The 24242-nt window shown below is 72.0% G+C and carries 20 protein-coding genes; 6 read left to right on the top strand and 14 right to left on the bottom strand.

The features are described 5' to 3' along the window. Positions 1-44 precede the first annotated feature (44 nt). Both ACZ4S3_RS17835 and ACZ4S3_RS17830 read right to left on the bottom strand, forming a co-directional pair. Entirely contained in the window at positions 45-338 is a 294-nt protein-coding gene (locus tag ACZ4S3_RS17835) for a DUF3039 domain-containing protein (protein ID WP_026169910.1), read from the bottom strand. Beyond that, on the bottom strand, positions 325-1506 hold the full coding sequence (locus tag ACZ4S3_RS17830; RefSeq protein ID WP_467934484.1) for an MFS transporter: 1182 nt from the start codon (positions 1504-1506) through the stop codon (positions 325-327). Before ACZ4S3_RS17830 ends, ACZ4S3_RS17835 begins: the two co-directional genes overlap by 14 nt. Before the next feature lie 236 nt (positions 1507-1742). On the opposite strand from ACZ4S3_RS17830, the gene ACZ4S3_RS17825 reads away from it, so the two are divergent. Beyond that, positions 1743-2771: a LysR family transcriptional regulator gene (locus tag ACZ4S3_RS17825; RefSeq protein ID WP_467935543.1), complete on the top strand. Its 1029-nt coding sequence runs from the start codon at positions 1743-1745 to the stop codon at positions 2769-2771. Here the strand turns inward: ACZ4S3_RS17825 and ACZ4S3_RS17820 are convergent. Continuing rightward, entirely contained in the window at positions 2669-3349 is a 681-nt protein-coding gene (locus ACZ4S3_RS17820; RefSeq protein WP_467934481.1) for a hypothetical protein, read from the bottom strand. The genes ACZ4S3_RS17825 and ACZ4S3_RS17820 overlap by 103 nt on opposite strands. Before the next feature lie 161 nt (positions 3350-3510). Continuing rightward, entirely contained in the window at positions 3511-4179 is a 669-nt protein-coding gene (locus tag ACZ4S3_RS17815) for a YqgE/AlgH family protein (protein ID WP_467934477.1), read from the bottom strand. A 296-nt stretch (positions 4180-4475) separates the two neighbouring features. On the opposite strand from ACZ4S3_RS17815, the gene murA reads away from it, so the two are divergent. The 3 genes from murA to ACZ4S3_RS17800 all read left to right on the top strand — a co-directional run bounded on the left by murA (position 4476) and on the right by ACZ4S3_RS17800 (position 7904). Continuing rightward, positions 4476-5843, top strand: coding sequence for a UDP-N-acetylglucosamine 1-carboxyvinyltransferase (murA, locus tag ACZ4S3_RS17810; protein ID WP_467934474.1), 1368 nt, complete (start codon positions 4476-4478; stop codon positions 5841-5843). 458 nt (positions 5844-6301) lie between these two features. Next, the gene (locus ACZ4S3_RS17805) at positions 6302-7042 is read left to right on the top strand and encodes a GntR family transcriptional regulator (RefSeq protein WP_467934470.1); all 741 of its coding nucleotides are present in this window, start codon (positions 6302-6304) and stop codon (positions 7040-7042) included. Positions 7043-7232: 190 nt separating this feature from the next. After that, positions 7233-7904 carry an HAD family hydrolase gene (locus tag ACZ4S3_RS17800; protein WP_467934468.1) on the top strand — a complete coding sequence of 224 codons (672 nt, stop codon included), beginning with the start codon at positions 7233-7235 and terminating at the stop codon, positions 7902-7904. 162 nt (positions 7905-8066) lie between these two features. Here ACZ4S3_RS17800 and ACZ4S3_RS17795 read toward each other — a convergent pair whose 3' ends face one another. The 6 genes from ACZ4S3_RS17795 to ACZ4S3_RS17770 all read right to left on the bottom strand — a co-directional run bounded on the left by ACZ4S3_RS17795 (position 8067) and on the right by ACZ4S3_RS17770 (position 15458). Continuing rightward, positions 8067-8348, bottom strand: a complete 282-nt coding sequence (locus tag ACZ4S3_RS17795) for an HU family DNA-binding protein (protein ID WP_030069353.1) — start codon at positions 8346-8348, stop codon at positions 8067-8069. Positions 8349-8652: 304 nt separating this feature from the next. Continuing rightward, positions 8653-10086, bottom strand: a complete 1434-nt coding sequence (locus tag ACZ4S3_RS17790) for an NAD-dependent malic enzyme (RefSeq protein ID WP_467934463.1) — start codon at positions 10084-10086, stop codon at positions 8653-8655. A 478-nt stretch (positions 10087-10564) separates the two neighbouring features. Continuing rightward, entirely contained in the window at positions 10565-13090 is a 2526-nt protein-coding gene (locus ACZ4S3_RS17785) for a HelD family protein (protein WP_467934460.1), read from the bottom strand. A 211-nt stretch (positions 13091-13301) separates the two neighbouring features. After that, on the bottom strand, positions 13302-14048 hold the full coding sequence (locus ACZ4S3_RS17780; RefSeq protein ID WP_467934456.1) for a zf-HC2 domain-containing protein: 747 nt from the start codon (positions 14046-14048) through the stop codon (positions 13302-13304). After that, positions 14045-14584 carry a sigma-70 family RNA polymerase sigma factor gene (locus ACZ4S3_RS17775; RefSeq protein ID WP_467934455.1) on the bottom strand — a complete coding sequence of 180 codons (540 nt, stop codon included), beginning with the start codon at positions 14582-14584 and terminating at the stop codon, positions 14045-14047. The genes ACZ4S3_RS17780 and ACZ4S3_RS17775 overlap by 4 nt, the downstream gene beginning before the upstream one ends. 262 nt (positions 14585-14846) lie before the next feature. After that, positions 14847-15458 carry a CGNR zinc finger domain-containing protein gene (locus tag ACZ4S3_RS17770; RefSeq protein WP_467934451.1) on the bottom strand — a complete coding sequence of 204 codons (612 nt, stop codon included), beginning with the start codon at positions 15456-15458 and terminating at the stop codon, positions 14847-14849. 243 nt (positions 15459-15701) lie between these two features. Here ACZ4S3_RS17770 and ACZ4S3_RS17765 point away from each other — a divergent pair, with 243 nt between their 5' ends. Beyond that, on the top strand, positions 15702-16481 hold the full coding sequence (locus ACZ4S3_RS17765) for a class I SAM-dependent methyltransferase (protein ID WP_467934448.1): 780 nt from the start codon (positions 15702-15704) through the stop codon (positions 16479-16481). Positions 16482-16737: 256 nt separating this feature from the next. Here ACZ4S3_RS17765 and ACZ4S3_RS17760 read toward each other — a convergent pair whose 3' ends face one another. From ACZ4S3_RS17760 to ACZ4S3_RS17745, 4 genes are all read right to left on the bottom strand, one after another. Further along, positions 16738-17904: a uroporphyrinogen-III synthase gene (locus tag ACZ4S3_RS17760; protein ID WP_467934445.1), complete on the bottom strand. Its 1167-nt coding sequence runs from the start codon at positions 17902-17904 to the stop codon at positions 16738-16740. Between the two features lie 218 nt (positions 17905-18122). Next, a complete protein-coding gene (locus ACZ4S3_RS17755) occupies positions 18123-19541 on the bottom strand; it encodes a nitrate/nitrite transporter (protein WP_467934440.1) in 1419 nt (472 codons plus the stop codon). Positions 19542-19798: 257 nt separating this feature from the next. Next, positions 19799-20335: a DUF4232 domain-containing protein gene (locus ACZ4S3_RS17750; RefSeq protein WP_467934436.1), complete on the bottom strand. Its 537-nt coding sequence runs from the start codon at positions 20333-20335 to the stop codon at positions 19799-19801. Between the two features lie 191 nt (positions 20336-20526). Beyond that, a complete protein-coding gene (locus tag ACZ4S3_RS17745) occupies positions 20527-21525 on the bottom strand; it encodes a LysR family transcriptional regulator (protein ID WP_467934432.1) in 999 nt (332 codons plus the stop codon). A gap of 103 nt (positions 21526-21628) precedes the next feature. Between ACZ4S3_RS17745 and ACZ4S3_RS17740 the strand changes: the two genes are divergently transcribed. After that, the gene (locus ACZ4S3_RS17740; RefSeq protein WP_467934428.1) at positions 21629-23371 is read left to right on the top strand and encodes an MFS transporter; all 1743 of its coding nucleotides are present in this window, start codon (positions 21629-21631) and stop codon (positions 23369-23371) included. Positions 23372-24242: the final 871 nt, after the last annotated feature.

The raw sequence follows: 24242 nt of genomic DNA, 5'->3' as shown, positions 1-24242 counted from the left end.
TACGCACACCGGAGCCATCTCAGCGGACCGCGGGGAGGGGCCGGCTACTTCTTGCCGCCGTCCTTGCCGCCCTTGTCCTTGTCGCCACCGGCGCCCATGGACTCGAAGATCTCCTTGCACATCGGGCAGACCGGGTACTTCTTGGGGTCGCGCCCCGGTACCCAGACCTTGCCGCACAGCGCGACGACGGGCGTGCCGTCGAGCGCGCTCGCCATGATCTTGTCCTTCTGGACGTAGTGGGCGAAGCGCTCGTGGTCGCCGTCGCCGTGCGACACCTGTGGTGTCGGCTCTACGAGGGTCCCCGTACCTGCCCCGCGCTCGGGCTCAAGAGTGCTCATAACTGCCAAGGGTACTCACGCCCGCCGCAACCCGGGAGCGTCGGCCCGTCACCGTATGGACGACAAGTCCGAGGGCCGCCACGCCGGCCGCCGCCCACGGCAGCGCGGTCGGGGCCGTCCCGGCGGCCAGCGCCAGTCCGCCGAGCGCCGAGCCGACGGCGCTGCCCAGATAGAGCGCCGAATTGTTCAGGGCGAGCGCGACCGTGCCGCGGTCCGCGCGCAGCTCCAGCAGCCGGTGCTGCTGCGGCACCTGCAGCGCCCAGCCCGCCGCGCCCCACGCCACCAGCGCGGCCACCGCACCGGGCAGCGCAGCCCCGGCCAGCGTGGGCAGCAGCGCCTGCGCCACGACGATCACCACCAGCACCCCGCCGACCAGCGTCCGGACCCGGCCCGTACGGTCCACCAGCGGCCCGGCCAGCACGCTGCCCAGCACCCCGCCGACGCCCCAGGCCCACAGATACGGCGCCACCTCGCCGACGCCGCCCGCGGCGGCCAGCACCGGCGCGAGGTAGGTGTACAGGCCGAGGCTGGCGACCGCGGCCAGGAAGGACACCGTGACGACGGGGGCCACGGCGCGGTCCGCGATGGCCGTCAGCCGGGCGCGCAGCGGCACCGCGGGTGCGGCCGGCACCGGCGGCAGGAAGGCCGCGAGTCCGCCGAGCGCGACCGCACCCAGCCCCGTCACCAGCCACATCGTGGCGCGCCAGCCGGTGTGCTCGGCCAGCAGTACGCCGATCGGCACGCCCAGTACGGTGCCCGCGCTCATCCCGCCCATCACCAGGGCCAGCGCCCGCCCGCGCCGCCCGTCCGGCACCAGCGCGGCGGCGGCCGCCGTGGACAGCGCCGAGTAGACACCGGCCCCGGCGCCCGCGATCAGCCGGGCGGCCAGCAGGGCCTGCAGCGAGGGGGCGAGGGCGGTGGCGGCGTTGCCGAGCGTGAAGACCGCCAGTGCGGTCAGGATCAGCGCGCGGGGCCGTACGCCGGAGAGCAGTCCCGCCACCAGCGGCGCGGAGATCGCGTACGCCAGGGTGAAGACCGTGACCAGCTGGCCCGCCAGCGAGACCCGGGTGCCGATGTCGTCCGCGAGGACCGGCAGCAGCCCGGCCATCACATAGGCGTCCAGGCCGAGGGTGAAGGCCCCCAGCGTCAGCAGCCCTACCTTGCGCACCGCGCTCAACTCCCTTGATCGTCCCGGGCGGTGGGGATCCCCGATGGGACCCCGGTGCCCGGGTGAAACGGAACGAGGGAAACGTAGGCAGTCTCCGGAAGGTCCGGGAAATGCCCGGCAGGGTGCACTTATGCTGGGGCGGCATGAATGACGGCAGTGCTCCCCACGGCAGCGAAAACGGCTCAGGAAGCGGATACGGAAGCGGATACGGAAGCGGATCCGGAAGCGACTCCTAACTGGGCAACCCCCTCGGTGACCCTCTCGACAGCCCTCTCGACGGCGTCGAACTGCGCCACCTGCGCGGCTTTCTCGCCGTCGCCGAGGAACGCAGCTTCACCCACGCCGCCGACCGGCTCCGGATCGGCCAGCCCGCGCTGACCCGGACCGTGCGCGCACTGGAGACCGCGCTGGGCGCCCGGCTGCTGGACCGTACGACCCGGCGCGTCGAGCTCACCGACGCCGGGCGCCGGCTCTACGCGGACCTCGCCCCGCTGCTGCCCCGGCTGGCCGCCGCGCTGCGCTCGTCCACCGGGCCGGCGGTCCTGCGGCTGGGCTTCACCTCGCTGCTGCCCGCCGCCTGCACCGCGCTCACCGCGGACTTCGAGGCCGCGACCGGCGCGGGCGTACGGCTGGTGCGCCGGGACGCCCCGCTCGCCGGGCTGGAGACCGGGGAGTCGGATGTCGCGGTGCTGCGCGGCGAGGTCCCCCAGGACGCCGGGCTGCGCACCCTGGTGCTCCTCCAGGAGCCGCGGGTCGCCGCCGTGTCGCGTACGCCCCTGCGGACGGAATCAGCAGCTGCCGTGCGCGAGGTGGCCCACCGCCGGGTGCTGGACTGGGCCGAGCTGGCTCAGCTGCCGCTGGTGGTCAACACCGTCACCGGCAGCACCCGGCCCGAGCTGTGGCCCGAGACCGGGCGCCCCCAACTCGCCTGCACCGCGGGGAACTTCGATGAGTGGCTGGAGGCGGTGGCCGCCGGGCACGGTATCGGCGTGGCCCCGGAGCCGGTGGCCCGGCGGCACACCCACCCCGGGATCCGGTACCTGCGGCTGAAGAACGCGCCGCCGGTGCCCGTACACCTGGCCCTGCCCGCCCGCGATGCCCATCCGCTGGCCGAGCGCTTCTTCGCCCTCGCGCAGCGGCCGTGCGCCCCGCGGCCCGCACGCTACGACGCCACCGGCACCCCGTCGCGGTCCCCGGCCGTCAGGCCCAGCTCCGTCGCGAACGCCAGCGCGGCCTCCGGGCGCACCACGTACCAGGAATCCTGATCGCAGACGGCGTCCAGCAGCGCGGCGACATCGGCCGCACCGACCGTACGGGCCTCGGCGGCGGCTATGAACGCGCGGACCTCCGCCGCCGGATCGACCTCGGTCTCCGCGACCGCCACCAGGTCGTCGACGATCCGCCCGATCGCCGCGTCACCCGTCCCCGCCCAGCTCAGGGCCATCTTCAGGCCGTCGTCGGGCATCGCGTCGGGATACGGCGCGCGGGCCCAGGCGCCGTCCTGCCACCAATAGACGAAACCGAACAGATTGCCCTCGGCGTCATGGCGCATCTGCTTCCAGGGCAGCCATTCCGGCGCCCCGGCCAGGAAGTCGATCCGCTGCTTTCCGCTGTGCGTGCAGCTGCCGTCCGAGTCCTGGCCGCACAGCAGCGCCCGGCCGTCGTCGTACAGCTTCAGCCGCCACCAGTAGGCGCCGCCGCCGTTCCAGCACTGCAGGCCCAACGGGCCCCAGGAGAAGTCGTCCACGTCATCCATGGCCGCCGCCACCACGGACAGCGTCGCGGCCCTCGCCCACAGCCGCTGCGGATGATCCAGGTCATCGGGCACGCTCGGCCTGTGCATGGCGCTCCCCCGTTCGTCTCCGCGCGGCCGCGCCTCGCGCCCGCGCACCGTCGTCCCCTGCATCCCGAACCATAGCGACGGGGTCCGACAATTCCCCATGACGAACCCGTAACAACGCGACCGACGCGGATCGGTGCAGGTCAGCGGCGCAGATCGCGGTCTCAGTTCAGCGAGGGGTCATCCGGATACGTGGCCACCATGGCCAGCTCGTTGCGCTGCCGGCGCAGCACCGCGCGCCACAGCTGCTCGGGATCGGGCGAGGAGACATCGCCCGGTTCGGACTCGACGACGTACCAGGCGCCGTCGACCAGCTCGTCCTCCAGCTGGCCGGGGCCCCAGCCCGCGTATCCGGCGAAGATCCGCAGGCTGCCGAGCACCGCCGCGAGCAGCTCCGGCGGGGCCTCCAGATCGACCAGGCCGATCGCGCCGTGCACCCGGCGCCAGCCCAGCGGCTCACCACCGGGCGGCGCCTGGTCCGTATCCGCCGCCATGCCTCCGTCCGCCGCATCGGCGCCGCCGGCCCGCGCGCCGCTCTGCGCGGACGCGACACCGCCGTCACCGGACAGCCCGCCGGGCACCACCGCCACCCCGAGCGCCGAGTCCAGCGAGACCGGGCCGCCCTGGAAGACCACCCCCGGCTCACCGGCGAGCTCGGCCCAGGGTGCGAGGATGTCCGCCACGCCGACCGGTGTCGGGCGGTTCAGGACAACGCCGAGGGAGCCCTCCTCGTCGTGGTCGAGGAGCAGCACGACCGCGCGGTCGAAATTGGGGTCGGCGAGCGCGGGGGTGGCGACAAGCAGCCGGCCTGTGAGCGAGGACACCTCGGTCATGGCCACATGATCCCGCACTTCGGCCCGGAGCGGGGAGTCAACCGCCCGACCCGTGCGAGAGCAGGGCAGGGCGTACGGCGGCAGCACCGGCGCACGAGCGGGACGACAGATAGCCCATTCAAGACATTTAGCGGCATTTCCAGCCAAAAGTCGATTACGAATCAAAGGCGGATCGTAGCGGAGCGTGTTGTGACAAAGCCATTACATGCCTGAAGCCTGCACAGCCCTACGGACACGCCCTCCGCCGCCCTTACCATTTCTGCTTGGCCCTGCCCGTCTCCAGGAACGCGAGATCCATGACCGTCTCTACTGACGACGTACTGCTTGTCCACGGCGGCACCCCGCTCGAGGGCGAGATCCGGGTTCGTGGTGCGAAGAACCTCGTGCCGAAGGCCATGGTCGCCGCCCTCCTGGGCAGCGGCCCGAGCCGGCTGCGCAACGTGCCCGACATCCGCGACGTCCGCGTCGTCCGCGGGCTGCTGCAGCTGCACGGCGTCACGGTGCGCCCGGGTGACGAGCCGGGCGAGCTGGTGCTCGACCCGTCGCACGTGGAGAGCGCCAACGTCGCGGACATCGACGCGCACGCCGGTTCCTCGCGGATCCCGATCCTGTTCTGCGGCCCGCTGCTGCACCGCCTCGGCCACGCCTTCATCCCGGGCCTGGGCGGCTGCGACATCGGCGGCCGCCCGGTGGACTTCCACTTCGACGTGCTGCGCCAGTTCGGCGCGACGATCGAGAAGCGCGCCGACGGGCAGTACCTGGAGGCTCCGCAGCGGCTGCGCGGCACCAAGATCCGGCTGCCGTACCCGTCGGTCGGCTCGACCGAGCAGGTGCTGCTGACCGCCGTACTGGCCGAGGGCGTCACCGAGCTGTCGAACGCCGCCGTGGAGCCGGAGATCGAGGACCTCATCTGCGTTCTGCAGAAGATGGGCGCGATCATCTCCATGGACACCGACCGGACGATCCGGATCACCGGTGTCGACAAGCTCGACGGCTACAACCACCGCGCCCTCCCCGACCGCCTGGAGGCCGCCTCCTGGGCGTCCGCGGCGCTGGCCACCGAGGGCAACATCTACGTCCGCGGCGCGCAGCAGCGGTCGATGATGACCTTCCTGAACACCTTCCGCAGGGTCGGCGGCGCCTTCGAGATCGACGACGAGGGCATCCGCTTCTGGCACCCGGGCGGCTCGCTCAACGCCATCGCCCTGGAGACCGACGTCCACCCCGGCTTCCAGACCGACTGGCAGCAGCCGCTGGTCGTCGCGCTGACCCAGGCCTCGGGCCTGTCGATCGTCCACGAGACGGTCTACGAGTCCCGGCTCGGCTTCACCTCCGCGCTCAACCAGATGGGCGCGCACATCCAGCTCTACCGCGAGTGCCTGGGCGGCTCCGCCTGCCGCTTCGGCCAGCGCAACTTCCTGCACTCCGCGGTCGTCTCCGGACCCACCAAGCTGCAGGGCTCCGACCTGGTCATCCCCGACCTGCGCGGCGGCTTCTCGTACCTGATCGCGGCACTGGCGGCGCAGGGCACGTCCCGGGTGCACGGCATCGACCTGATCAACCGCGGCTACGAGAACTTCATGGAGAAGCTCGTGGAACTCGGCGCCCACGTGGAGCTCCCGAACGGGGCCCTGCGCGCCGAACCTGCGCGCACGCAGGGCTGAGGACGCGAGGGGGGCGCGGCTTCCGCTCCCCCCTCCGCGCCCCCTCCGTGCCCCTCCCCGCGCCCGCTGCCGGTTCCGTCGGACCGGGCAGCCGCTGCATGGCGCCGACGGCGGTTTCGAAGCCCGCGAGGGTGCCCAGCCCTTGAGGCCGTCCTGCTCCCTCAAGTCCTCCTGTTCCTCAAGTCCTCCTGTTCCTCCTGGTCCTCCTGGTCCTCAAGTCCTCCTGGTTCTTTGGCTGTCCACTCCTTGTTCGGACAAGTCGCCACCAGGCAAGCCCCGCCCGACCCACTGCAAGATGGACCCCGCGCAAACCCTGGGCGACAAAAGAACCACAGGTCATCAGCGTTGCGCTGGAAGGGGTTTAAGGGCTTCGCGGAGCGGCTAGACGCATATCCCACACATGCGTGAATGCCTGCGCCTGCACACAGGTGAGGGATGTGCCGCCGCAAGGAGCCCCGTTGACCCGACGCCACCAGCAGATCGCCGAGAACCTGCGCCACGCCCTCTCCGACGGCACCCGGCCGGTGGGCAGCGCGCTGCCGTCGGAGAGTGAACTGGCCGCCGCCCACGGCGTCTCGCGCGGCACGGTCCGTCGGGCGCTGGCCGCGCTCACCACCGAAGGGCTGATCGGCTCCCGCCGGGGCGCCCGCCACATCGTGCTGAGCACCGCCCCCGGCCAGAGCTTCACCGAACTGCGCAGCTTCGCCCGATGGGCACGGGCCGGCGGCCGCACCCCCGGCGGCCAGGTCCTGCAGAGCGCCCGGGGCGGCGCCGACGGCGAGGAGGCGGCCCTGCTGCAACTGGCGCCGGGCACGGAGGTGCTGCGGGTACTGCGGCTACGGACCCTGGACGGCGAGCCCGTACTGCTGGAACGCACGGTCCACGCGGGCTGGATCGCCGACGCGGTCGAGAAGCTGCCGGCCGACTGCGAGTCCGTCACCCAGGCGCTGCTGGACTCCCGCGGCCTGGTCTGTGCGCACGGCGAGCACCAGCTGGACGCGCTGGCGGCGGGCACCGTGGACGCCCGGGAGTTGCGGGTGCGACGGGGCAGTCCGCTGCTGCGCGTACGGCGCACCACGACCACCGCCGAGGGCCGGCCGGTCGAGACGTCGGACGACCGCTACCGCCCCGGCGCGGTCGTCTTCACCGTACGCAACTCCACCCAGGCCAACCCCTTGGCCCGCACTCCTGCCGACTGACGCCCCCTCATCACGCCCGGTCCGGGCCCCTACGGGGTGGGCGAACAGATCCCGTAGGGGATACGAGCGCCCCCTGCGGGGCCACAACTCGGCGGGCGCCGGGCGATATTCCCGAGACCACCGAACCGCTCCCCCTCCCCCGTCCCCTCCCCGTCCCCTCCCCCTCCCCCCGACCGAGCAGCGAGCCCAGATGTCCCCTCTTCCCGCTCCCGCGCTCCCCGCCGCCCTTCTGTGCGACATGGACGGCACCCTCGTCGACACCGAGCACCAGTGGCTGGCGGCCGTGGCCGGATTTCTGCGGGAGCAGGGTGCGCCGGCCGGGGACGAGGTGCTGGCGGCGTTCGCCGGTGCCCCGGTGGACGACGCCGCCGAGCGCCTGGTGCGCGAGCACGGCATCACCCTCGGCGTCCGGCACACCGCCGCCCGCCTGGACCGGGACTTCACCGCCCGGGTCGCGGCCGGCGTCGCCCTCCAGCCGGGCGCCCTGCGGCTGTTGGACCGGGCGCGGGCGCTGGGCATACCGGCCGCCCTGGTCACCGCCTCCGAGCGGCATGTGGCCGATCTGGTGCTGCGCACCCTCGGCGCACACCGCTTCGCGCTGTCGGTGACCTCCGGCGAGACGCCACGCGGCAAGCCGCACCCGGACCCCTATCTGGCCGCCGCGGCCGGTCTCGGTGTCGATCCGGCCGACTGCCTGGCCGTCGAGGACACCCCCACCGGCGCGGCCGCCGCCCTGGCCGCGGGCTGCCGGCTGCTGGCCGTACCGACCGTGCCGGGCATCGCGCCCGGTCCGCGTACGGCCGTGATCGCCTCTCTGGAGGACGTGGACCTGGCGGACTTCCCGTTCACCCCGGCGGGCTGAGGAAGCGCCGTAGAACCGGCCGCAGGGCCCCTGGGCGGCCATCCCGAGACCACCCGCAGGCCACTCCAACGGTGCAGCAACGAAAGGGCGGCCACCCCCGAAGGGATGGCCGCCCTTTATGGCTTTACGCCGTGGTGGCGTGGCGCCGTGTGCCTGAGGGTCTTACTTACCCTTGGCGGCTTCCTTGAGCTTGGAGCCCGCGGAGACCTTCACGCTGTAGCCGGCCGGGATCTGGATCGGGTCGCCGGTCTGCGGGTTGCGCGCGGTGCGAGCGGCACGGTGGGTGCGCTCGAAGGTGAGGAAGCCGGGGATGGTGACCTTCTCGTCGCCCTTGGCGACGATCTCGCCGGTCACCTCGGCGAGGGCGGCCAGAACGGCGTCGGCGTCCTTGCGGGTCACCTCGGCGCGATCGGCCAGAGCGGCCACCAGCTCACTGCGGTTCATGTTTGTACTCCCGTGTTCTTCTTGCCATTGAGGCGTGAGATCGAAGCCGATGCTGCCAGGGCCCTCGGACAGTCCCCGGACCCGGGTCTGCTGCCAGACCCTCGCGCCCGATTACGCATCCTGCCCCTACCTGCGGGACTAAAGCCAATCCGGAACCCTGGAGGGTCACACGAAAGCCCCACTGCCTCGTGGTGGGGACGTTCCGTACCACGCCGCTCCGGGGCCGGCCCCGTGGGCTGGCGGACGTTGCTGACCGCCAGCCTATGGGGGCCTTACGGACGCCATGTCATGCGACGCGCCGTACTCAGAGCGCCGTGGCGGCAGTCACATCGGGGTCGGCGGCCTTCGCCGCGTCCCGTACCGCACCGGCCACCGCGCCCGCGACCTTCTCGTTGAAGACGCTGGGGATGATGTAGTTCGGGTTGACCTCGTCCTCGAGGACGACATCGGCGAGGGCACCGGCCGCGGCCAGCATCATCTCGGTGTTCACCGTACGGGAGTGGGCGTCCAGGAGGCCGCGGAAGACGCCCGGGAAGACCAGAACGTTGTTGATCTGGTTGGGGAAGTCGGAGCGGCCGGTGGCCACGACGGCGGCGGTCTGCCGGGCGATGGCCGGGTCGACCTCCGGGTCGGGGTTGGCGAGTGCGAACACGATCGCGCCCTCGGCCATCTTGGCGACATCGTCGCCGTCCAGGACGTTGGGTGCGGAGACGCCGATGAAGACGTCCGCGCCGACCACAGCCTCCTTGAGGGTGCCGGTGATGCCCTCGGGGTTGGTGTTGTCGGCGATCCAGCGCAGCGGCGAGTCCGGGTCGGCGTCGACCAGGTCGGCGCGGCCCGCGTGCACCACACCGTGGATGTCGGCGACGACGGCGTGCCGGACGCCGGCCGCGATCAGCAGCTTGAGGATGGCGGTACCGGCGGCTCCCGCGCCGGACATCACGACCCGTACGTCCTCGATCTTCTTGCCGACGACGCGCAGCGCGTTGGTGAGCGCGGCGAGCACCACGATGGCGGTGCCGTGCTGGTCGTCGTGGAAGACGGGGATGTCCAGGGCCTCGCGCAGGCGCGCCTCGATCTCGAAGCAGCGGGGCGCGGAGATGTCCTCGAGGTTGATGCCGGCGAAGCCGGGGGCGATGGCCTTGACGATCTCGACGATCGCGTCGGTGTCCTGGGTGTCCAGGCACAGCGGCCAGGCGTCGATGCCCGCGAAGCGCTTGAAGAGGGCCGCCTTGCCCTCCATGACGGGCAGTGCGGCCTTGGGGCCGATGTTGCCGAGGCCGAGGACGGCGGAGCCGTCCGTGACGACCGCGACGCTGTTGCGCTTGATCGTCAGGCGGCGGGCGTCCTCGGGGTTGTCGGCGATCGCCTGGCAGACCCGGGCCACACCGGGGGTGTAGATCATCGACAGGTCGTCACGGTTGCGGATGGGGTGCTTCGACGACATCTCGATCTTGCCGCCGAGGTGCATCAGGAACGTACGGTCGGAGACCTTGCCGAGGGTGACGCCCTCGATGCCGCGCAGCTTGGAGACGATCTCGTCGGCGTGCGCGGTGGACGTCGCGGCGATCGTGACGTCGATCCGGAGTTTTTCGTGGCCGGATGCGGTCACGTCGAGGCCGGTGACCGACCCGCCGGAGGACTCCACGGCCGTGGTGAGCTGGCTGACGGCGGTGCCGCTCGCGGGAACTTCCAGTCGCACCGTCATCGAATACGAGACGCTAGGCGCCGTTGCCATGGCCGACTTCCTCTGCTTTCCCTGGTTTCTCTCTAAGCGGCTCCGGAAGGGGGATTACCCAGGTCCGGAGCGCGTTGTCCGATCGTCCCACCTACCAGCCGGTACACGGTAACCAGCTACAAAATTCGGAAGAACTCTTCCACCATACGAGAGGGAGTGGGCGAGCGGAACCCCTCCCGGGTCACGGCACGCCGTTGGACGACGGCGCACGTCCGCCAACGACTGCGGGCGCCCCTCCCGTAGGAGAGACGCCCGCAGACTGCTTGATGACACCGGCCCGCCATGCTCGCCTCGCGGCAAGTGGTCGCTCGTAGCGACGATGGTTGGGCCCGGGGGCTTGGATCGAGCCGGTGCCGTCACCCAGGCTAACAAACCATCCCCGGATGCGAATCCCGTCCCGGGCAGCCGATTTCAAGACCCCTCGTACGGCCGTGTGCGGCGGCGCACGAGGGGGCTTACGGGCATCCGCCCGCGGCGGTCAGTCGCGCAGCAGGTCGGGCACCCCGGCCGCGTCCGGCTCGTCCCTCCCGGTGGAGAGCACCGTCAGCTGCTGGGTGGCGCGGGTGAGTGCGACATAGAGCACCCGCAGTCCGGCCGGGGACTCGTCGGCGATCTCGGCCGGCGAGACCACCAGCGTCGCGTCGTACTCCAGTCCCTTGGCCTCCAGCGAGCCCAGCGCCACCACCCGGTCACCGAGCCCGGCGAGCCAGCGGCGGGCCTGCTCGCGGCGGTTCATGGCCACCACGACGCCGACCGTGCCGTCCACCTCGTCCAGCAGCCGCGCGGCCTCCGCCACCGTGGCCCGCGCCAGCTCCTCCTCGGCGGTGCCGTCCGGCGGGACCACGGCGAACCGCGGCTCGAGCCCCGTGGAGCGGACCGCGTTCGGCGACTGCATACCGGGCATCGCCAGCGCGAGCACCCTGGACGCCAGCTCGGCGATTTCCGCCGGGTTGCGGTAGTTCACGGTGAGCGTGAAGCGGCGGCGCGGGCGGGTGCCGAGCGCCTCGTCGCGGGCGAGGGCCGCCTCGTCCGGGTCGGACCAGGAGGACTGCGCCGGGTCTCCGACGATCGTCCAGGTGGCGTGCCGGCCGCGCCGGCCGACCATCCGCCACTGCATCGGCGTCAGATCCTGCGCCTCGTCGACGATGACATGGGCGTAGTCGGTGCGCTCCTCCTCCAGGCGCTCGCGCCGGCTGCGGCCGCCGGAGTTGCGGTCCGCAAAGGTCGACAGCTCCTCCAGGCCGGTCAGATGGTCCAGCGGGTCGGCCTCGCGCGGGCGCGGCGGGCGCATCGGCGCGCCGAGGATCTGCTGGAGCTCGTCCAGCAGCGCGACATCGTGCACCGACAGCGGGCCGTTGCCGCCCGGGTCCAGCCGGCGCAGCGAGCGGGCCAGCTGACGGGCCTCGCGCGGGTTGAGGATCCGGCGGGCCCAGCGGCCGAGCAGCCGCTCGTCGGCCATCGCAGCCAGCACCCCGCGCGGGGTGAGTTCCGGCCACCAGCCGTCCAGGAACTCCTGGAATTCCGGCTCGGTGCTGATGTCCTCGTCGAAGCCCTGGCGGACCTCTGCGGCCAGTTCGGGGTCCTGGTAGCGGCGGGCGGCGCCCGACTTGGTCCACAGGGCGTCGAGGATCAGCCGGCGGGCGCGCGGGCGCAGCAGGTTGACCGGGGCGGTCCCGCCGAGCGCCGACTGCCGGATGGCGTGCAGCTCGTCGGCGTCCAGCTCGAGCCGGCCGCCGAAGGCGACGACCCGCAGCCGGGCGGGTGCGGCCGGGGCGGGCCTCGGGGTCCGGGTCCGGTTGCGGCGGCCGCCCCTGGGCTCGGGGGCGGGGGTGACGAGGTCCTCCAGGGACAGCTGGGCACCGCCGTCGGCCGTACGGTCGCGGGCCGGCTCCGCCGCCTCCGGGGCCGCCTGCTCCAGCGCCCCGCGGGCGGCCTTGCGCAGCAGTTTCTGCATGCGCGAGGAGCCCTTGATACGGGCGACCGCCGGCGGGTCGTATGCGCCCCCGTCGCCCGACCGCCGCCCCTCGTCGAGGCCCTTCGGGCCGCCCCCGCTCGATGCCTCGGCACCGTCGACGAGCGAGCCGAGCGCCCGGATGGCGACCTGGCCCTCCTCGCCGAGCGAGGGCAGTACGCCCTCGGTGTAGGCGACCAGGAGCGGGGTCGGGGAGACGATCAGGATGCCGCCGGCGTAGCGGCGGCGGTCCTGGTAGAGGAGGTAGGCGGCGCGGTGCAGGGCGACCGCGGTCTTGCCGGTGCCGGGTCCGCCCTCGACCTCGGTGACGGAGGCGGCGGGGGCCCGGATCACCATGTCCTGCTCGGCCTGGATGGAGGCGACGATGTCCCGCATGGTGTGGCTGCGGGCCCGGCCGAGCGCGGCCATCAGCGCGCCGTCGCCGATCGCGGGCAGCTCCTGGCCGTCCAGCGTCGCGGTGACCTCCGGGCGCATCAGATCGTCCTCGACGCCGAGGACCTTGCGGCCCTTGGAGCGGATGACGCGGCGGCGGACGACCCGGCCGGGGGCGACCGGGGTGGCCCGGTAGAAGGGCCCGGCGGCCGGCGCCCGCCAGTCGATGACCAGCGGCGAGTAGTCCGCGTCGAGCACGCCGAGGCGGCCGATGTGCAGCGTCTCGGCGATCGCGGCGCGGTTGTCCGTGATCGCGCCGTCGGCGGGCTCGACGGAGGTGTAGGCGCCGTCGGGCCCCTTCTTTCCGTCCTTGCCGAGGAGCAGGTCGATCCGGCCGAAGAGGAAGTCCTCGTACTCGGAATTGAGGCGGTGGAGATGGACGCCGGCCTGGAACACCTGGGCGTCGCGTTCGGCGAACGCGCCGGGTGTGCCGACCTGGCCGCGTTTGGCGGCGTCGTCCATCAGGAACTCTGCTTCGTGGATCTTCTCCTCGAGGCGCCGGTAGACGCGGTCCAGGTGCGTCTGCTCGGCTTCGATCTCGCGGTCGCGAACGGAATCCGATGCGTGATCCGGCGCGTGCGTGGCGTTCTGCGCGGCCACCCAGGCCCCCTTCTGCTGTGCGTAGGGCAGCCGTCAACCGTACGCGAACAGCGCACCGTACGCACCTGGCCATACGGACAAAAGCGGGCGTGTCCGGTCGGATGTTGACCTAGACCTTAACTACGGCAGAAGTCCGCATGACTGCCCCGGACCGCCCCGTGGGGACCGCGTCCGGTCCCCACGGGGGTCTCAGACGTCCCCCACGGGGGTCTCAGACGTCCACCGCGGCCAGCCGCTCGCCGGTGAGCGTACGGATCTCGAAGCGGTCGATGTCGTCGCGGTTGAGGGCCGCCCCGCCCGCGGCGTACAAGGGCTCGCTGTTCCACTTCGCGGTGCTGCCCTTGATGCCGTAGCCGCTCTTGGGGACCGCCCAGGTGGTGACGGTCTGACGGCGGCCGTCCTTGCCGACGGCGACCAGGTCGCAGGTGAGCGGCCCCCTGACGCCGGCGAGCTGGAGGACGACCTGGGTGCCCCAGGGCTTGGCGGCCATGGAGACGCCCGCCGAGACCTTGGTGACGGGGTCGACGGAGGTCACTTTCTCGCCCGCGGCGTACTGCGCCCGGACGGCGCTCGCCAGCGGCGGCGCGGCGGGCTCCTCCTTCGGTCCCCCGCCGGTCAGCGCGAGGGTGGCGAGCGGCCCGCCGATGATCAGTACGGCGGCCGCGGCGACGAGATACAGCCGGCGCCGGCCGCGGCCGCGCCGGGTGGCCGCCACCTCGTCGAGCAGCCCGTCCAGGAGGCCCGGCCCGGGTACGGCGGTGATCGTCTCCGTGGTGGGCGCGGTCTCCTTGAACTCGGCCATCAGCGGGGTCAGCTCGAGCAATTCCTCGAGTTCGGCCGCACACCGATCGCAGCCGGCCAGATGCCGCTCGAACCGGTCCGCGTCGACAGCGTCCAGGACGCCCAGCGCATAGGCGCCGACGTCGGTGTGCCGGTCCGGCTGCGTGGGCGGGGTCACTCCGTCACTCCTCGTTCCTCTAGCGAGAGCTTCAGGGAGCGCAGCGCGTAGAAAACCCGGGACCGTACGGTCCCCGCCGGTACGCGCAGTACCTCCGCTGCCTCGCTGACCGTACGCTCCTTGAAGTACGTCTCGACAAGGGCTTCCCGGTGGGCCTGGCTCAGGTCGCTCAGCGCTTCGGAGATCGTCATCATGCGCAGCGCCCGGTCGATCACGTCGGCGGCCGGCATCGTCTCCAGGGGCGTCGCGTCGACCTCCTGAGGCCGCGCCCTGCGGCTGCGGTGGCCGTCGATGACGATCCGCCGGGCGACGGTCACCAGCCACGGCCGGATGGAGCCGGTGGCGCGCTGGAGCTGGTCGGCGTTGCGCCAGGCGCGCACCAGCGTCTCCTGCACAACGTCTTCCGCGCGGTGCCGGTCGCCCGCCACCAGGCGCAGGACGAAGGCGAGAAGCGGGCCCGCGTGCTCGTCATAGAGGGCTCGCATGAGCTCCTCGTCAGGTGTCGTCCTGTCTGCCACGGCGGCATCCTTGCGCACTCCAACTCCCGGGTCGATAGCGCGGATCACCGGAGAGCGCCCGGGACCATGCCATGAATCGGCCTTGTGGGGAGGGATACGGACGGGACGGGCGGGTTTACTCAGGGGTCGGCGAAGAATTCCGGCCAGATTTTTTTCGGGGAGGATCCCGGCCTGGATTCGGGCCGGGATTCGGGTGAGGGTTCCGGCGGGGATGCGGGGATTCCGGCGAGCGCTCCAGTGAGAGCTTCGGTGGAAGCTCCGGTGAGAGCTCTCCGGAGCGCTACCTGGCCGGTGGTCCGGCGCCCTGAGCACCCGGCCCGCCCCGGGCCATCGTCCGCCGCCGGTGCCGCGCCACCCGTTCGCGGTTGCCACACACCTCGCTGGAGCACCAACGGCGCCGCCGCCCGCGGGAAGTGTCCAGATAGACCAGCGAGCAGCTCTCGCCCGCACACTGCCGCAGCTGCCCGCGCACGGCGGCATCGGTGAGCAGCCCTACGGCGTCCCGGGCCACCGCGGCCAGCAGCCCGGCGCAGTCCGGCGGCCCGGGGAAGGTACGGGCCAGCGTGCCGTCCTCGGCGCGCACCACGCGGACGGCGGGCGGTTCGGCGGCCCCGGCCGCGGCGTTGAGCAGCTCCAGATCGGCGTCGGCCGCCCGGCCCCGCAGCTCGTCGTGCACCACCCGGCGCAGCAGCTCGCGCAGCGCCCGGAAGCGGAGGACCCACTGCCCGTCGACCTCGTCCAGCGGGATGCCGCAGGGCACCACTCCCGCGCCGGTCAGCCAGGCCGTCAAGTGCTCGGGGCCGGTGAGCCGTTCGGCGCCTTCGCCGGTCGTGGCCACCAGGTCCAGGCAGATCCGCCCGCAGTCGAACCGCAGGTCGTAAGGCGCCGCCATGTGCCTGTCACTCCTTAGAGAACCGCCGCGGAACACACGCGTGTTCCCCCAGAGTGCCCGGCACGAGGCCCGGCCGGAAGCCTTCGTCGGCGCGGCCACGGCCGCCCCGCACCTCACCTCACCTCCCTGCACGGCGAGCAGACGCGGCGGTTGGACACGGCCGCTGGACACGACAAGTAGACATGGAGAGTAGACATGGAGAGTAGACACTTCACGTATACATCTCATGTATAGTCCGTCGGCATGTCGCCCACTTCCCTGCTCAAGAACCGCGCCAGCCTGACGCACAAGATCGGCTACGCGGTACGGAATCCGGCCCGCATCACCCCGTACGTCAAGCGCACCGCCCGCGACACCTGGCTGCGTCTCAAGCACCCCGACCATGTGGCCTACTACCGCGCGGTGATGGCCTCGGACGCCGGCCGCAACCCGGAGGCCGCGGTCGGCAGCCGCACGCATGAACGCTGGCTGGCGCTGGGCGAGATGCAGTTCGACTACCTGACGGCGCACGGGCTGCGGCCCGGCCACCGGATGCTCGACATCGGCTGCGGCAATCTGCGGGCCGGCTGGCGCTTCATCGCCCACCTCGACACCGGCAACTACTACGGCATCGACATCTCGCCGGACATCCTGATATCCGCCAAGCAGACCCTGACGACATACGAGCTCCAGGACAAGCTGCCGCACCTGACGATCACGCAGGACCTCAAGCTGGACTTCCTCCCGACGGCCCACTTCGACGTCGTCCACGCGCACAGCGTCTTCTCGCACTCGCCGATCGGCGTCATCGACGAGTGCTTCGCGCACGTCGGCCGGATCCTGGCGCCCGGCGGCTTCTTCGACTTCACCTTCGACCGCACCGAGGGCGCCGAACACCAGGTGCTGCGCGAGGACTTCTACTACCGCACCGAGACGCTGCTGCGGCTGGCCCGAAAGCACGGCCTCACGGCGCGCTTCATGGAGGACTGGGAGACCCGCAAGCACGGCCAGTCCAAGATCCGCGTCAGCAACCCCGCTGCCTAAGGGCTGTCCCGTAATCCCTGACGGATCAGCGCGCGGCGTCAGATGCGGTGCATCGCAAGGCGGAGGAGCGTCCCGATACTGGATGTATCGGGATGTTCCGACAACGCGGCGAGGTGCCGTAGCTGTCGTCGCGCGCCCGCCAGGGATTACGGGACAGCCCTTAGCGGCTGCGCCCGGCCGTCCGCCCCGGCCGGCTTCGCCGTACTTCCGCGTCAGGCTCGCCGTATTTCTGGACGGCTTCCGCGATGCCCCTCCGTCAGCTTCCGCCGTACTTCTCGGACTCCGCATGCGGATCGAGCGACAGCCGGTACCCGCGCTTGACCACCGTCTGAATCAGCTTGGGCGCCCCCAGTGCCACCCGCAGCCGAGCCATCGCCGTCTCCACCGCATGCTCGTCCCGGCCCGCGCCCGGCAGCGCCCGCAGCAGATCCGCGCGGGAGACCACCCAGCCGGGGCGGCGGGCCAGCGCGCGCAGCAGCGCCATCCCGGCGGGCGACACCGGGCGCAGTTCGCCGTCCGCCACGACGGCGTGCCCGCGGATCTCGAGACGGTGCCCGGCGATCGGCAACGGCCTTACCCGGCCCGGCAGTTCCTGGCACAGCAGCTGCACCAGCGGCCCCAGCCGGAACCGCTCGGGCTGGAGCGTGGGCACGTCCTGCGCCTGCAGGGGCAGCGCGGTCACCGGCCCCACGCACACCGTCAGCACCTCGTGCCGCAGCGCCGCCAGCACCTCGTCCTGCATACCGCGTTCCCCGGCGCGGCGCAGCAGCGATGCCGCCGCCGGGGCGCTGGTGAAGGTCACCGCGTCCAGACCGCGGCTGGTCAGCGCGTCCAGCAGCCGGTCCACCGGAGTGATGTCCTCCGGTGGCATCCAGCGGTATACGGGGACGCCGACCACCTCGGCGCCACCGGCCCGCAGCGCCTCGACGAACCCCGGCAACAGCTCCCCGTGCAGCTGGATGGCCACCCGGCGCCCACCGACGCCCTCCTCCAACAGCCGGTCCAGCACCTCGGCCATCGACTCGGAGGCCGGTGACCACCGCTCGCGCAGGCCGGCGGCCCGGATGGCGCCGCGTACCTTCGGCCCGCGCGCCAGCAGCTCCACCCCCGCCAGCCGCTCCAGCAGTGCCTCGCCCAACCCCCAGCCCTCGGCGGCCTCCACCCAGCCGCGGAACCCGATGGCGGTGGTGGCCACGACCACATCCGGCGCGTTCGCGATCAGGTCCTGGGTCGCGGCGAGCAGCTCGGTGTCGTCCGGCAGCGGAACGATGCGCAGCGCGGGCGCGTGGAGAACCTGCGCGCCGCGCCGCTCCAGCAGCGCGCCCAGCTCCGCCGCCCGCCGGGCCGCGGTCACCCCGATGGTGAACCCGTCCAGCGCCCGCACGGCGGCCGGGTCCTCGTGGTCGTGCTGCTGCTCGTGCATGGTCGTCCGTCCCGCTCCGCCCGGAGAGATGTGCCGCGTCGTACTGCCGTACCGCCAGGGCTCGGGCGGCACGGAGTGCTGGGGTGCCCAGGTGCCGAGACTGCCAACAGCGCATGACAGCCCAGGTCCCCCAGTATTTCCCGTCTGTTACGGACGCCCCTCGCGGCCCGCCCGGTGGCCCTGGTGACCTGTGTGGCCACGGTGGCGGGCGGGGCGCGTCAGACCTCTGCGTATACCGCCCGCCCGGCCCCGTCGGCCACCGCCGGCTCCGCCACGGACCGCCCGCGCGTCACGGGGCGCAGGTATACGACCCAGGTCACCGCCCCGCACACCACATAGCAGCCCAGGAAGGCGACAAAGGCGGGCGTCCCCGACCCGGCCATCAGGAACGACTGCCGGAAGGCGAGATTGATGCCCAGCCCGCCGAGCGCACCCACCGCGCCGATCAGCCCCATCGCGGCCCCCGACAGCCGCCGCCCGTACGCCGCGGCCGCCTCGCCCGCCAGCCCGCGCCGTACCGCCTGGGCCTGGAAGATCCCCGGAATCATCTTGTACGTGGAGCCGTTGCCCAGCCCCGTCAGCACGAACAACGCGATGAAACCGACGAGAAACACCGGCAACGACCGTTCCGCCGACGCATAGATCACGACCCCCGTGGCCGCGCCCATCGCCACGAAATTCCCCAGCGTGATCCGCGCGCCCCCGAACCGGTCCGCCAGCCGCCCGCCGACCGGCCGCACCAGCGACCCCAGCAGCGGCCCGATGAACGTGAGCGACGCCGCCTGGAGAGGCGTCCGCGCGAACTGATTCTGCAGGACGAGCCCGAACGCGAAGCTGTAGCCGATGAACGACCCGAAGGTGCCGACATACAGCAGCGCCATCACCCACGTGTGCCGCTCCTTGGCCGCGTCCACGGCCGCCCCGGTGTCATTCGTCACCGGCCCGAGATTGTCCATGAACAGCGCCGCCAGCACCGCCGCGGCCACGATCAGCGGCACATACACCGCCAGCACGATCCGCGGCTGCGCGGCGCCCGCCGTACCGATCACCAGCAACGCCAGAAGCTGGATCACCGGCACCCCGATATTCCCGCCGCCGGCATTCAGCCCCAGCGCCCACCCCTTCTTCCGCAGCGGATAAAAGGAGTTGATGTTGGTCATGGACGAAGCGAAATTCCCGCCGCCCACACCCGCCAGCGCCGCCACCACGAGAAAGGTGCCGTACGACGTCCCCGGCGTCATCACCACCGCCGCCGCGCCCGTCGGCACCAGCAGCAACAGCGCGCTGAACACCGTCCAGTTACGTCCCCCGAACCGCGCCACCGCAAAGGTGTACGGCACCCGCAGCACGCCGCCCACCAGCGTCGGCATCGCCACGAGGAAGAACTTCCCGGCCGGATCCACCCCGTACTCCGGCCCCATGAACAGCACCATCACCGACCACAGGCTCCAGATGGAGAACCCGATGTGCTCGGAAACCACGGAGAAGATCAGATTCCGCCGCGCAATCCGCTCCCCCGACTCCGCCCAGAATCCCGCATCCTCCGGATCCCACCGCTCGATCCACCGCCCGCCCCTGCGCGTACGACTCCCGCTACGGGCGCCGCCACCCGAATCCGTGCCTGCCTCGGCCGTCATCCCGCCTCCCAAAGCTCGTTGGCTCCTGTGCCACGAAGCTAGGGACGGCGGGTTTCCACCCGATGCCGCCCGGTGACGCCGACGAAACCTTGCACTCACGGGGTGGGGCGGAGGGTGGTGAGGGGAGGAAGGAACGTGGCGAGGGGGGGGAAGGAGGGGACCCGGCGCGCCGCTCGGTGCGCTGCCGCTCGGTGTGGTGGTGATCGGTGTGGTGGTGATCGGTGTGGTGGTGATCGGTGCGCTGCGGCCTCGGTGCGCTACTCGGCCACCTCGTGCGGCGGGCTCATCCAGATCGTGTTCTCGCAGACACTCATCCGGGACCGCTTGCCCCTCTCGTCCCGGACCGTTATGGCCCGGCCGGCGGTGTCGCGCGGGGCGGCGACCACGGCCTCACCGTTGCTGACCAGGCAGGCCTCGGTCGGCCGGCCCTGGTACGCATCCCGGTAGCTCAGGCTCGTCGTCACCGTGCCGCCGCGCCGCAGGTCGATCGGCATGGCCGGGCCCTCACCCTTCCCGTCGGACTCCGGCCCCTTGCCGACATGCACCTGGACCACCGGGAAACCGTGAAAGACGCAGGGCTGCGAACTCTTGTTGACCACCGACAGCCGGGCCTGGCGATGCATACTGCGCGGCACCTTCTTCAGCACGGTGAGCTTCCACCGCAGGCTGTTCGTCGTGCAGTTGGCGTGCAGGGCCGCCATCCGGGCGGAGCCGCAGCCGACCAAGGCCAGGCCGAGGGTGGCGGTCAAAATGAACGCGGCCGTGGTCGCCGCGAGAAGTGAGCGTCGCCGCACGACTCCCCCTGATTCGTATCGGACACGGTTCCCTGCAATGAAGGAAGGGTTTCACGCGCCGCGGGTTGCCTGCGCACCCCTAGTTGCCCGCGCGTCCCGCGTTTCCCGCGCACCCCGAGCTTTCTCGCGCATCCGAGTTTCTCTGCGCACGCCGGGCACACGCCCCGTCACCCCATCCCCCCGTCGCCCCCTCACTCCCCTCCCCCCATGGCCCCCTTCACCTTCACCTTCATCACCTCGGCGTCGTCCTCCGGGAGCCACCACCCCTCCCCCGGCAACGACAACCACCCGTCCCGCTCGCCGAGTTCCCTGGCGACCGCCCGCAACGCCTCCAGCCCGGGATGGCGCAGCCCCCGCCGCCACACCATCGACACCGGCGACAACGGGACCGGATCGACGAGCGGCCGCAACACCATGCCCGGCACCGCCATGAACTCCACACTCGCCAGCACCGACCACCCCCGCTTCCGTACCACCCGCACAAATTCCTCCGACCCCTCGATCTCCGGGAACGGCGCGGCCATCGCGATCCCCCGCCCGTCGAACAACCGCGCCGCCAGGTCCGTCCACTCGGCCGTCTGCGCATTCCCGTCGCCCGCGTAGAGCGTCTCGCCGGCCAGCTCCGCGAGCGGTACGGCGGGCCGCGCGGCCAACGGATGGTCCTCGCGCAGCAGCACCGTCATCGGCTCCAGCCGTACGGGCTGATGCGCGAGCCCGGCCCGCACCCCGGCCGGCAGCCCCGCGAACCGGCCGAAGGACACATCCAGCCGCCCCGCCGCCAGCTCCCCCGCCGCCCCTGCCAGGCCACTGTGAAAACGGGCAACCAGCTCACAGCTCTCCGGCACCCGCTCCCGTGCCTCCTCCAGCACCCGGTACGCCGTCCCGATCGGCACCGCGACATCCACCAGCAGCGGCCGCTCGCCGGCTCCCCGGAACGCGGCGACCAGCTCATCGTGCGCACTCAACACCCGCCGCGCATACGGGAGCAGCCGCTCACCCTCCGCCGTCAGCGCCACCTGCCGCGTGGTCCGAACGAACAGATCGGCACCCAACTCCCGCTCCAGGCGCCGGATATCGCGGCTTAGCGCCTGCTGGGCGACGTAGAGGCGGGCCGCGGCCCGGGTGAAGTGGAGCTCATCGGCAACGGTGACGAACGCCCGCAGCAGCCGAGGCTCTATGTCGTACGGCATCGCGTCAGCCTCCCAGCCACACCACCCATTAACAACCCAGCCGCGTGAATGGCCGCCGACCAGGTGTTGGACGCCACCGGGGCCGGCCCACGACCGTAGAGACATGATCCTCTTCCTCGCCTCCCGCCCGGTAACTGCTCCTCCGGTACGGCCAACTACCCCTGCACGACGGACCGTCAGGGCACGCCCCACGGCTCCCGCACGGCCCGCAGAGAGCGCACCGCCCGCCACTCCCCCACGCCTCACGGCTTCCGCACGGCCCACAACCAACGAGGCGCAGCCCCCCACTCCCGCACCGCCCCCCGACAGCTGGCCTCAGCCCGACAGTCGGCCTCAGCCCGTCGACCTCGCACCGCCCCCAGCCGGCGAGGCCCAGCCCCTCTCCCCCACGCCGCCCCCGAACAGCCAGGCTCAGCCCACCGACAGCCAGGCTCAGCCCACCGCCCCCGAACCACCCCTCGGCGACGCCGTCCGCCGCCGCCCGGCCCGCTTCCGTCCCCTCGCCCCGTACCGCCGGCTGTTCTCTCACCCCGGCACCCGCGCCTTCACCGCCGCCAACCTGCTGGCCCGCCTCCCGATGGGAATGCTCAGCGTCAGCGCAGTCCTGATGATCGCCGGATCACGCGGCTCCTACGCGCTGGCCGGAGCCGTCACCGCGACCGGCCTGGCGGCAACGGCGCTGGTCGGCCCGCTGACCGCCCGCCTGATCGACCGGCACGGCCAAGCCCGCATCGCCGTCCCGGCCACCGCCCTAGCCGTACTCGGCTCCCTCTCCCTCCTCCTCTGCGTCCACTACGGAGCGCCCACCTGGACCCTCTTCGCCTCGTACGCCGCCACCGCCACCACCCCCAACACCGGCGGAATGTCCCGCGCCCGCTGGGTCCACCTCTTCCGCGACGACCCCGCCGCCCTGCACACCGCCAACTCCTTCGAACAGTCCGCAGACGAACTCTGCTTCATGCTCGGCCCCGTCCTCGCCACCTTCCTGTGCACCACCCTCTTCCCGGAGGCCGGCACCGCAATAGCGGCGACACTCCTCCTCACTGGCGTCCTGCTCTTCACAGCTCAGCGCAAGACGGAGCCCCCCATCGCCAACCGCGCCCTCCACCACCCGGTCTCCCCTTCCCCCTCCCCCTCGCCCACCCCCACCGCCACCGCGCCCGTCTCCACCACCACCACCACCGCCACCACCGCAACGCCCGCCCCCACCACCCCCCGCGCCCGTTCCCTGCTCCGCCTGCCCGGCCTGCCGCCTCTCCTCCTCACCTTCCTCGCCACCGGCGCGATCTTCGGCTCCCTGGAGGTCGTCACCATCGCCTACGCCGACCACCACGGCGCCCGGACCGCGGCGGGCGGCATGCTCGCCCTCCAGGCGGCCGGCTCCTGCGCCGCGGGCCTCCTTTACGGCCTGCTCCGCCCGACCGGGCAACCCGCACGCCGCTTCCTCGGCTGTGTCGGCGCCATGGCAGCCCTGATGCTGCTCCCCCTTCTCGCCGCCTCGACGGGAAGCCTGACAACGCTGACCTGCGCCCTCCTACTGGCGGGGATGGCCACCGCTCCGACCATGGCCACCGGCATGGGCCTGATCCAATCCCACACCCCAGCAGCCCGGTTGAACGAAGGTATGACCCTGGCCGTCACAGCCCTGCTGAGCGGAATCGCCGCCGGTTCGGCAGCAGGCGGCTGGACCGTGGACCACCTCTCCGCACCGGACCAGGGCCCCGTTCCCGCTCTAGGCCTGGGCCTCGCCTACGCGGTACCCGCCACAGCCGCCGCCCTCGCCCTCACCGCCACCCTGCTCACCACCCGCCCTCATCACCCGACCAGCCTCACCGACCCCACCTGACCGATTCCGTACACCTCTTCCCTCCACTCCGAACCGCCACCGCCTCCCGCCCATCGGCCGCCGGCCGCCGGCCGCACCCAACCGCCCCCTCCCTCGCTCTCCCGGTCCCCGCCCCGTGACACAGCTCGGACACCAACTCCCCAGCCCGCCCTCATGACTGCCGGCAGCCGTCCCCCGCCGCCGGCACGGCCCTCTCCGTTCCCTGCCGCCACGCAGAACCCCGCGCCGATCGGCCCCGCCGCTGTCAATCAGCATCGGCTGACCAACCACGCGAAACGCGGCCATCGAGAAGGACGCCCGCACACCAGCACGATCAGCACGAACAGCCCGATGCTCCGGGAGTCAGGAAACTCCGTGTCCCACCGTCGCCATCCGCGCTCGTCGTGATGCAGGAGATCGGGATGCAGATGGAGGAGAGTGACCCAAAGCGTCCAGCCAGGCCTCACAGTCCACCTCCAGGGGCAAGCACCACACCCCGCGCTTCCCGGCAGTTACGCGGCACTGCATCCGATGGCTGCGGACTTTCCGGGGTGACCCACTGGGGAATCCCCTTCATTCGCCCGATATCGACATCAGATATCGACATCAGATATCGACGCCCGGTATCGACGCCCGGTATCGACGCCCGATATCGAAGAGGGTGGAAACATGCTCGCGTTCGCTGCCAGAAATTCGCCGAATGCGCACGGCGCACATCCCGTCGGGGCCCGGCTCTCGGTCGCGTCTCCGGGTGGCCCGTCATGAAACAGCACGCGGGACAGGGCGTGGACCAGGAGGTGGAACAGGACGTGGACCAGGACTGGGAACGGAGCCACGGAGGTTGTGGCGACGTACCGGCGCTGCATTCGCCCTGACCAGCACAGCCGCCCGG

The organism is Streptomyces sp. NPDC028368 (assembly GCF_055565615.1).
The sequence above is the reverse complement of the archived record's forward strand: the minus strand, read 5'-3'. Positions and strand labels throughout refer to the sequence as shown.

Bases quoted from the DNA above. Each gene is read 5' to 3' on its own strand.
- ACZ4S3_RS17835 (WP_026169910.1), bottom strand. From the start codon at position 338: ATGAGCACTCTTGAGCCCGAGCGCGGGGCAGGTACGGGGACCCTCGTA.
- ACZ4S3_RS17820 (WP_467934481.1), bottom strand. From the start codon at position 3,349: ATGCACAGGCCGAGCGTGCCCGATGACCTGGATCATCCGCAGCGGCTG.
- ACZ4S3_RS17815 (WP_467934477.1), bottom strand. From the start codon at position 4,179: ATGACCGAGGTGTCCTCGCTCACAGGCCGGCTGCTTGTCGCCACCCCC.
- murA (WP_467934474.1), top strand. From the start codon at position 4,476: ATGACCGTCTCTACTGACGACGTACTGCTTGTCCACGGCGGCACCCCG.
- ACZ4S3_RS17800 (WP_467934468.1), top strand. From the start codon at position 7,233: ATGTCCCCTCTTCCCGCTCCCGCGCTCCCCGCCGCCCTTCTGTGCGAC.
- ACZ4S3_RS17795 (WP_030069353.1), bottom strand. From the start codon at position 8,348: ATGAACCGCAGTGAGCTGGTGGCCGCTCTGGCCGATCGCGCCGAGGTG.
- ACZ4S3_RS17790 (WP_467934463.1), bottom strand. From the start codon at position 10,086: ATGGCAACGGCGCCTAGCGTCTCGTATTCGATGACGGTGCGACTGGAA.
- ACZ4S3_RS17770 (WP_467934451.1), bottom strand. From the start codon at position 15,458: ATGGCGGCGCCTTACGACCTGCGGTTCGACTGCGGGCGGATCTGCCTG.
- ACZ4S3_RS17765 (WP_467934448.1), top strand. From the start codon at position 15,702: ATGTCGCCCACTTCCCTGCTCAAGAACCGCGCCAGCCTGACGCACAAG.
- ACZ4S3_RS17760 (WP_467934445.1), bottom strand. From the start codon at position 17,904: ATGCACGAGCAGCAGCACGACCACGAGGACCCGGCCGCCGTGCGGGCG.
- ACZ4S3_RS17755 (WP_467934440.1), bottom strand. From the start codon at position 19,541: ATGACGGCCGAGGCAGGCACGGATTCGGGTGGCGGCGCCCGTAGCGGG.
- ACZ4S3_RS17745 (WP_467934432.1), bottom strand. From the start codon at position 21,525: ATGCCGTACGACATAGAGCCTCGGCTGCTGCGGGCGTTCGTCACCGTT.
- ACZ4S3_RS17740 (WP_467934428.1), top strand. From the start codon at position 21,629: ATGATCCTCTTCCTCGCCTCCCGCCCGGTAACTGCTCCTCCGGTACGG.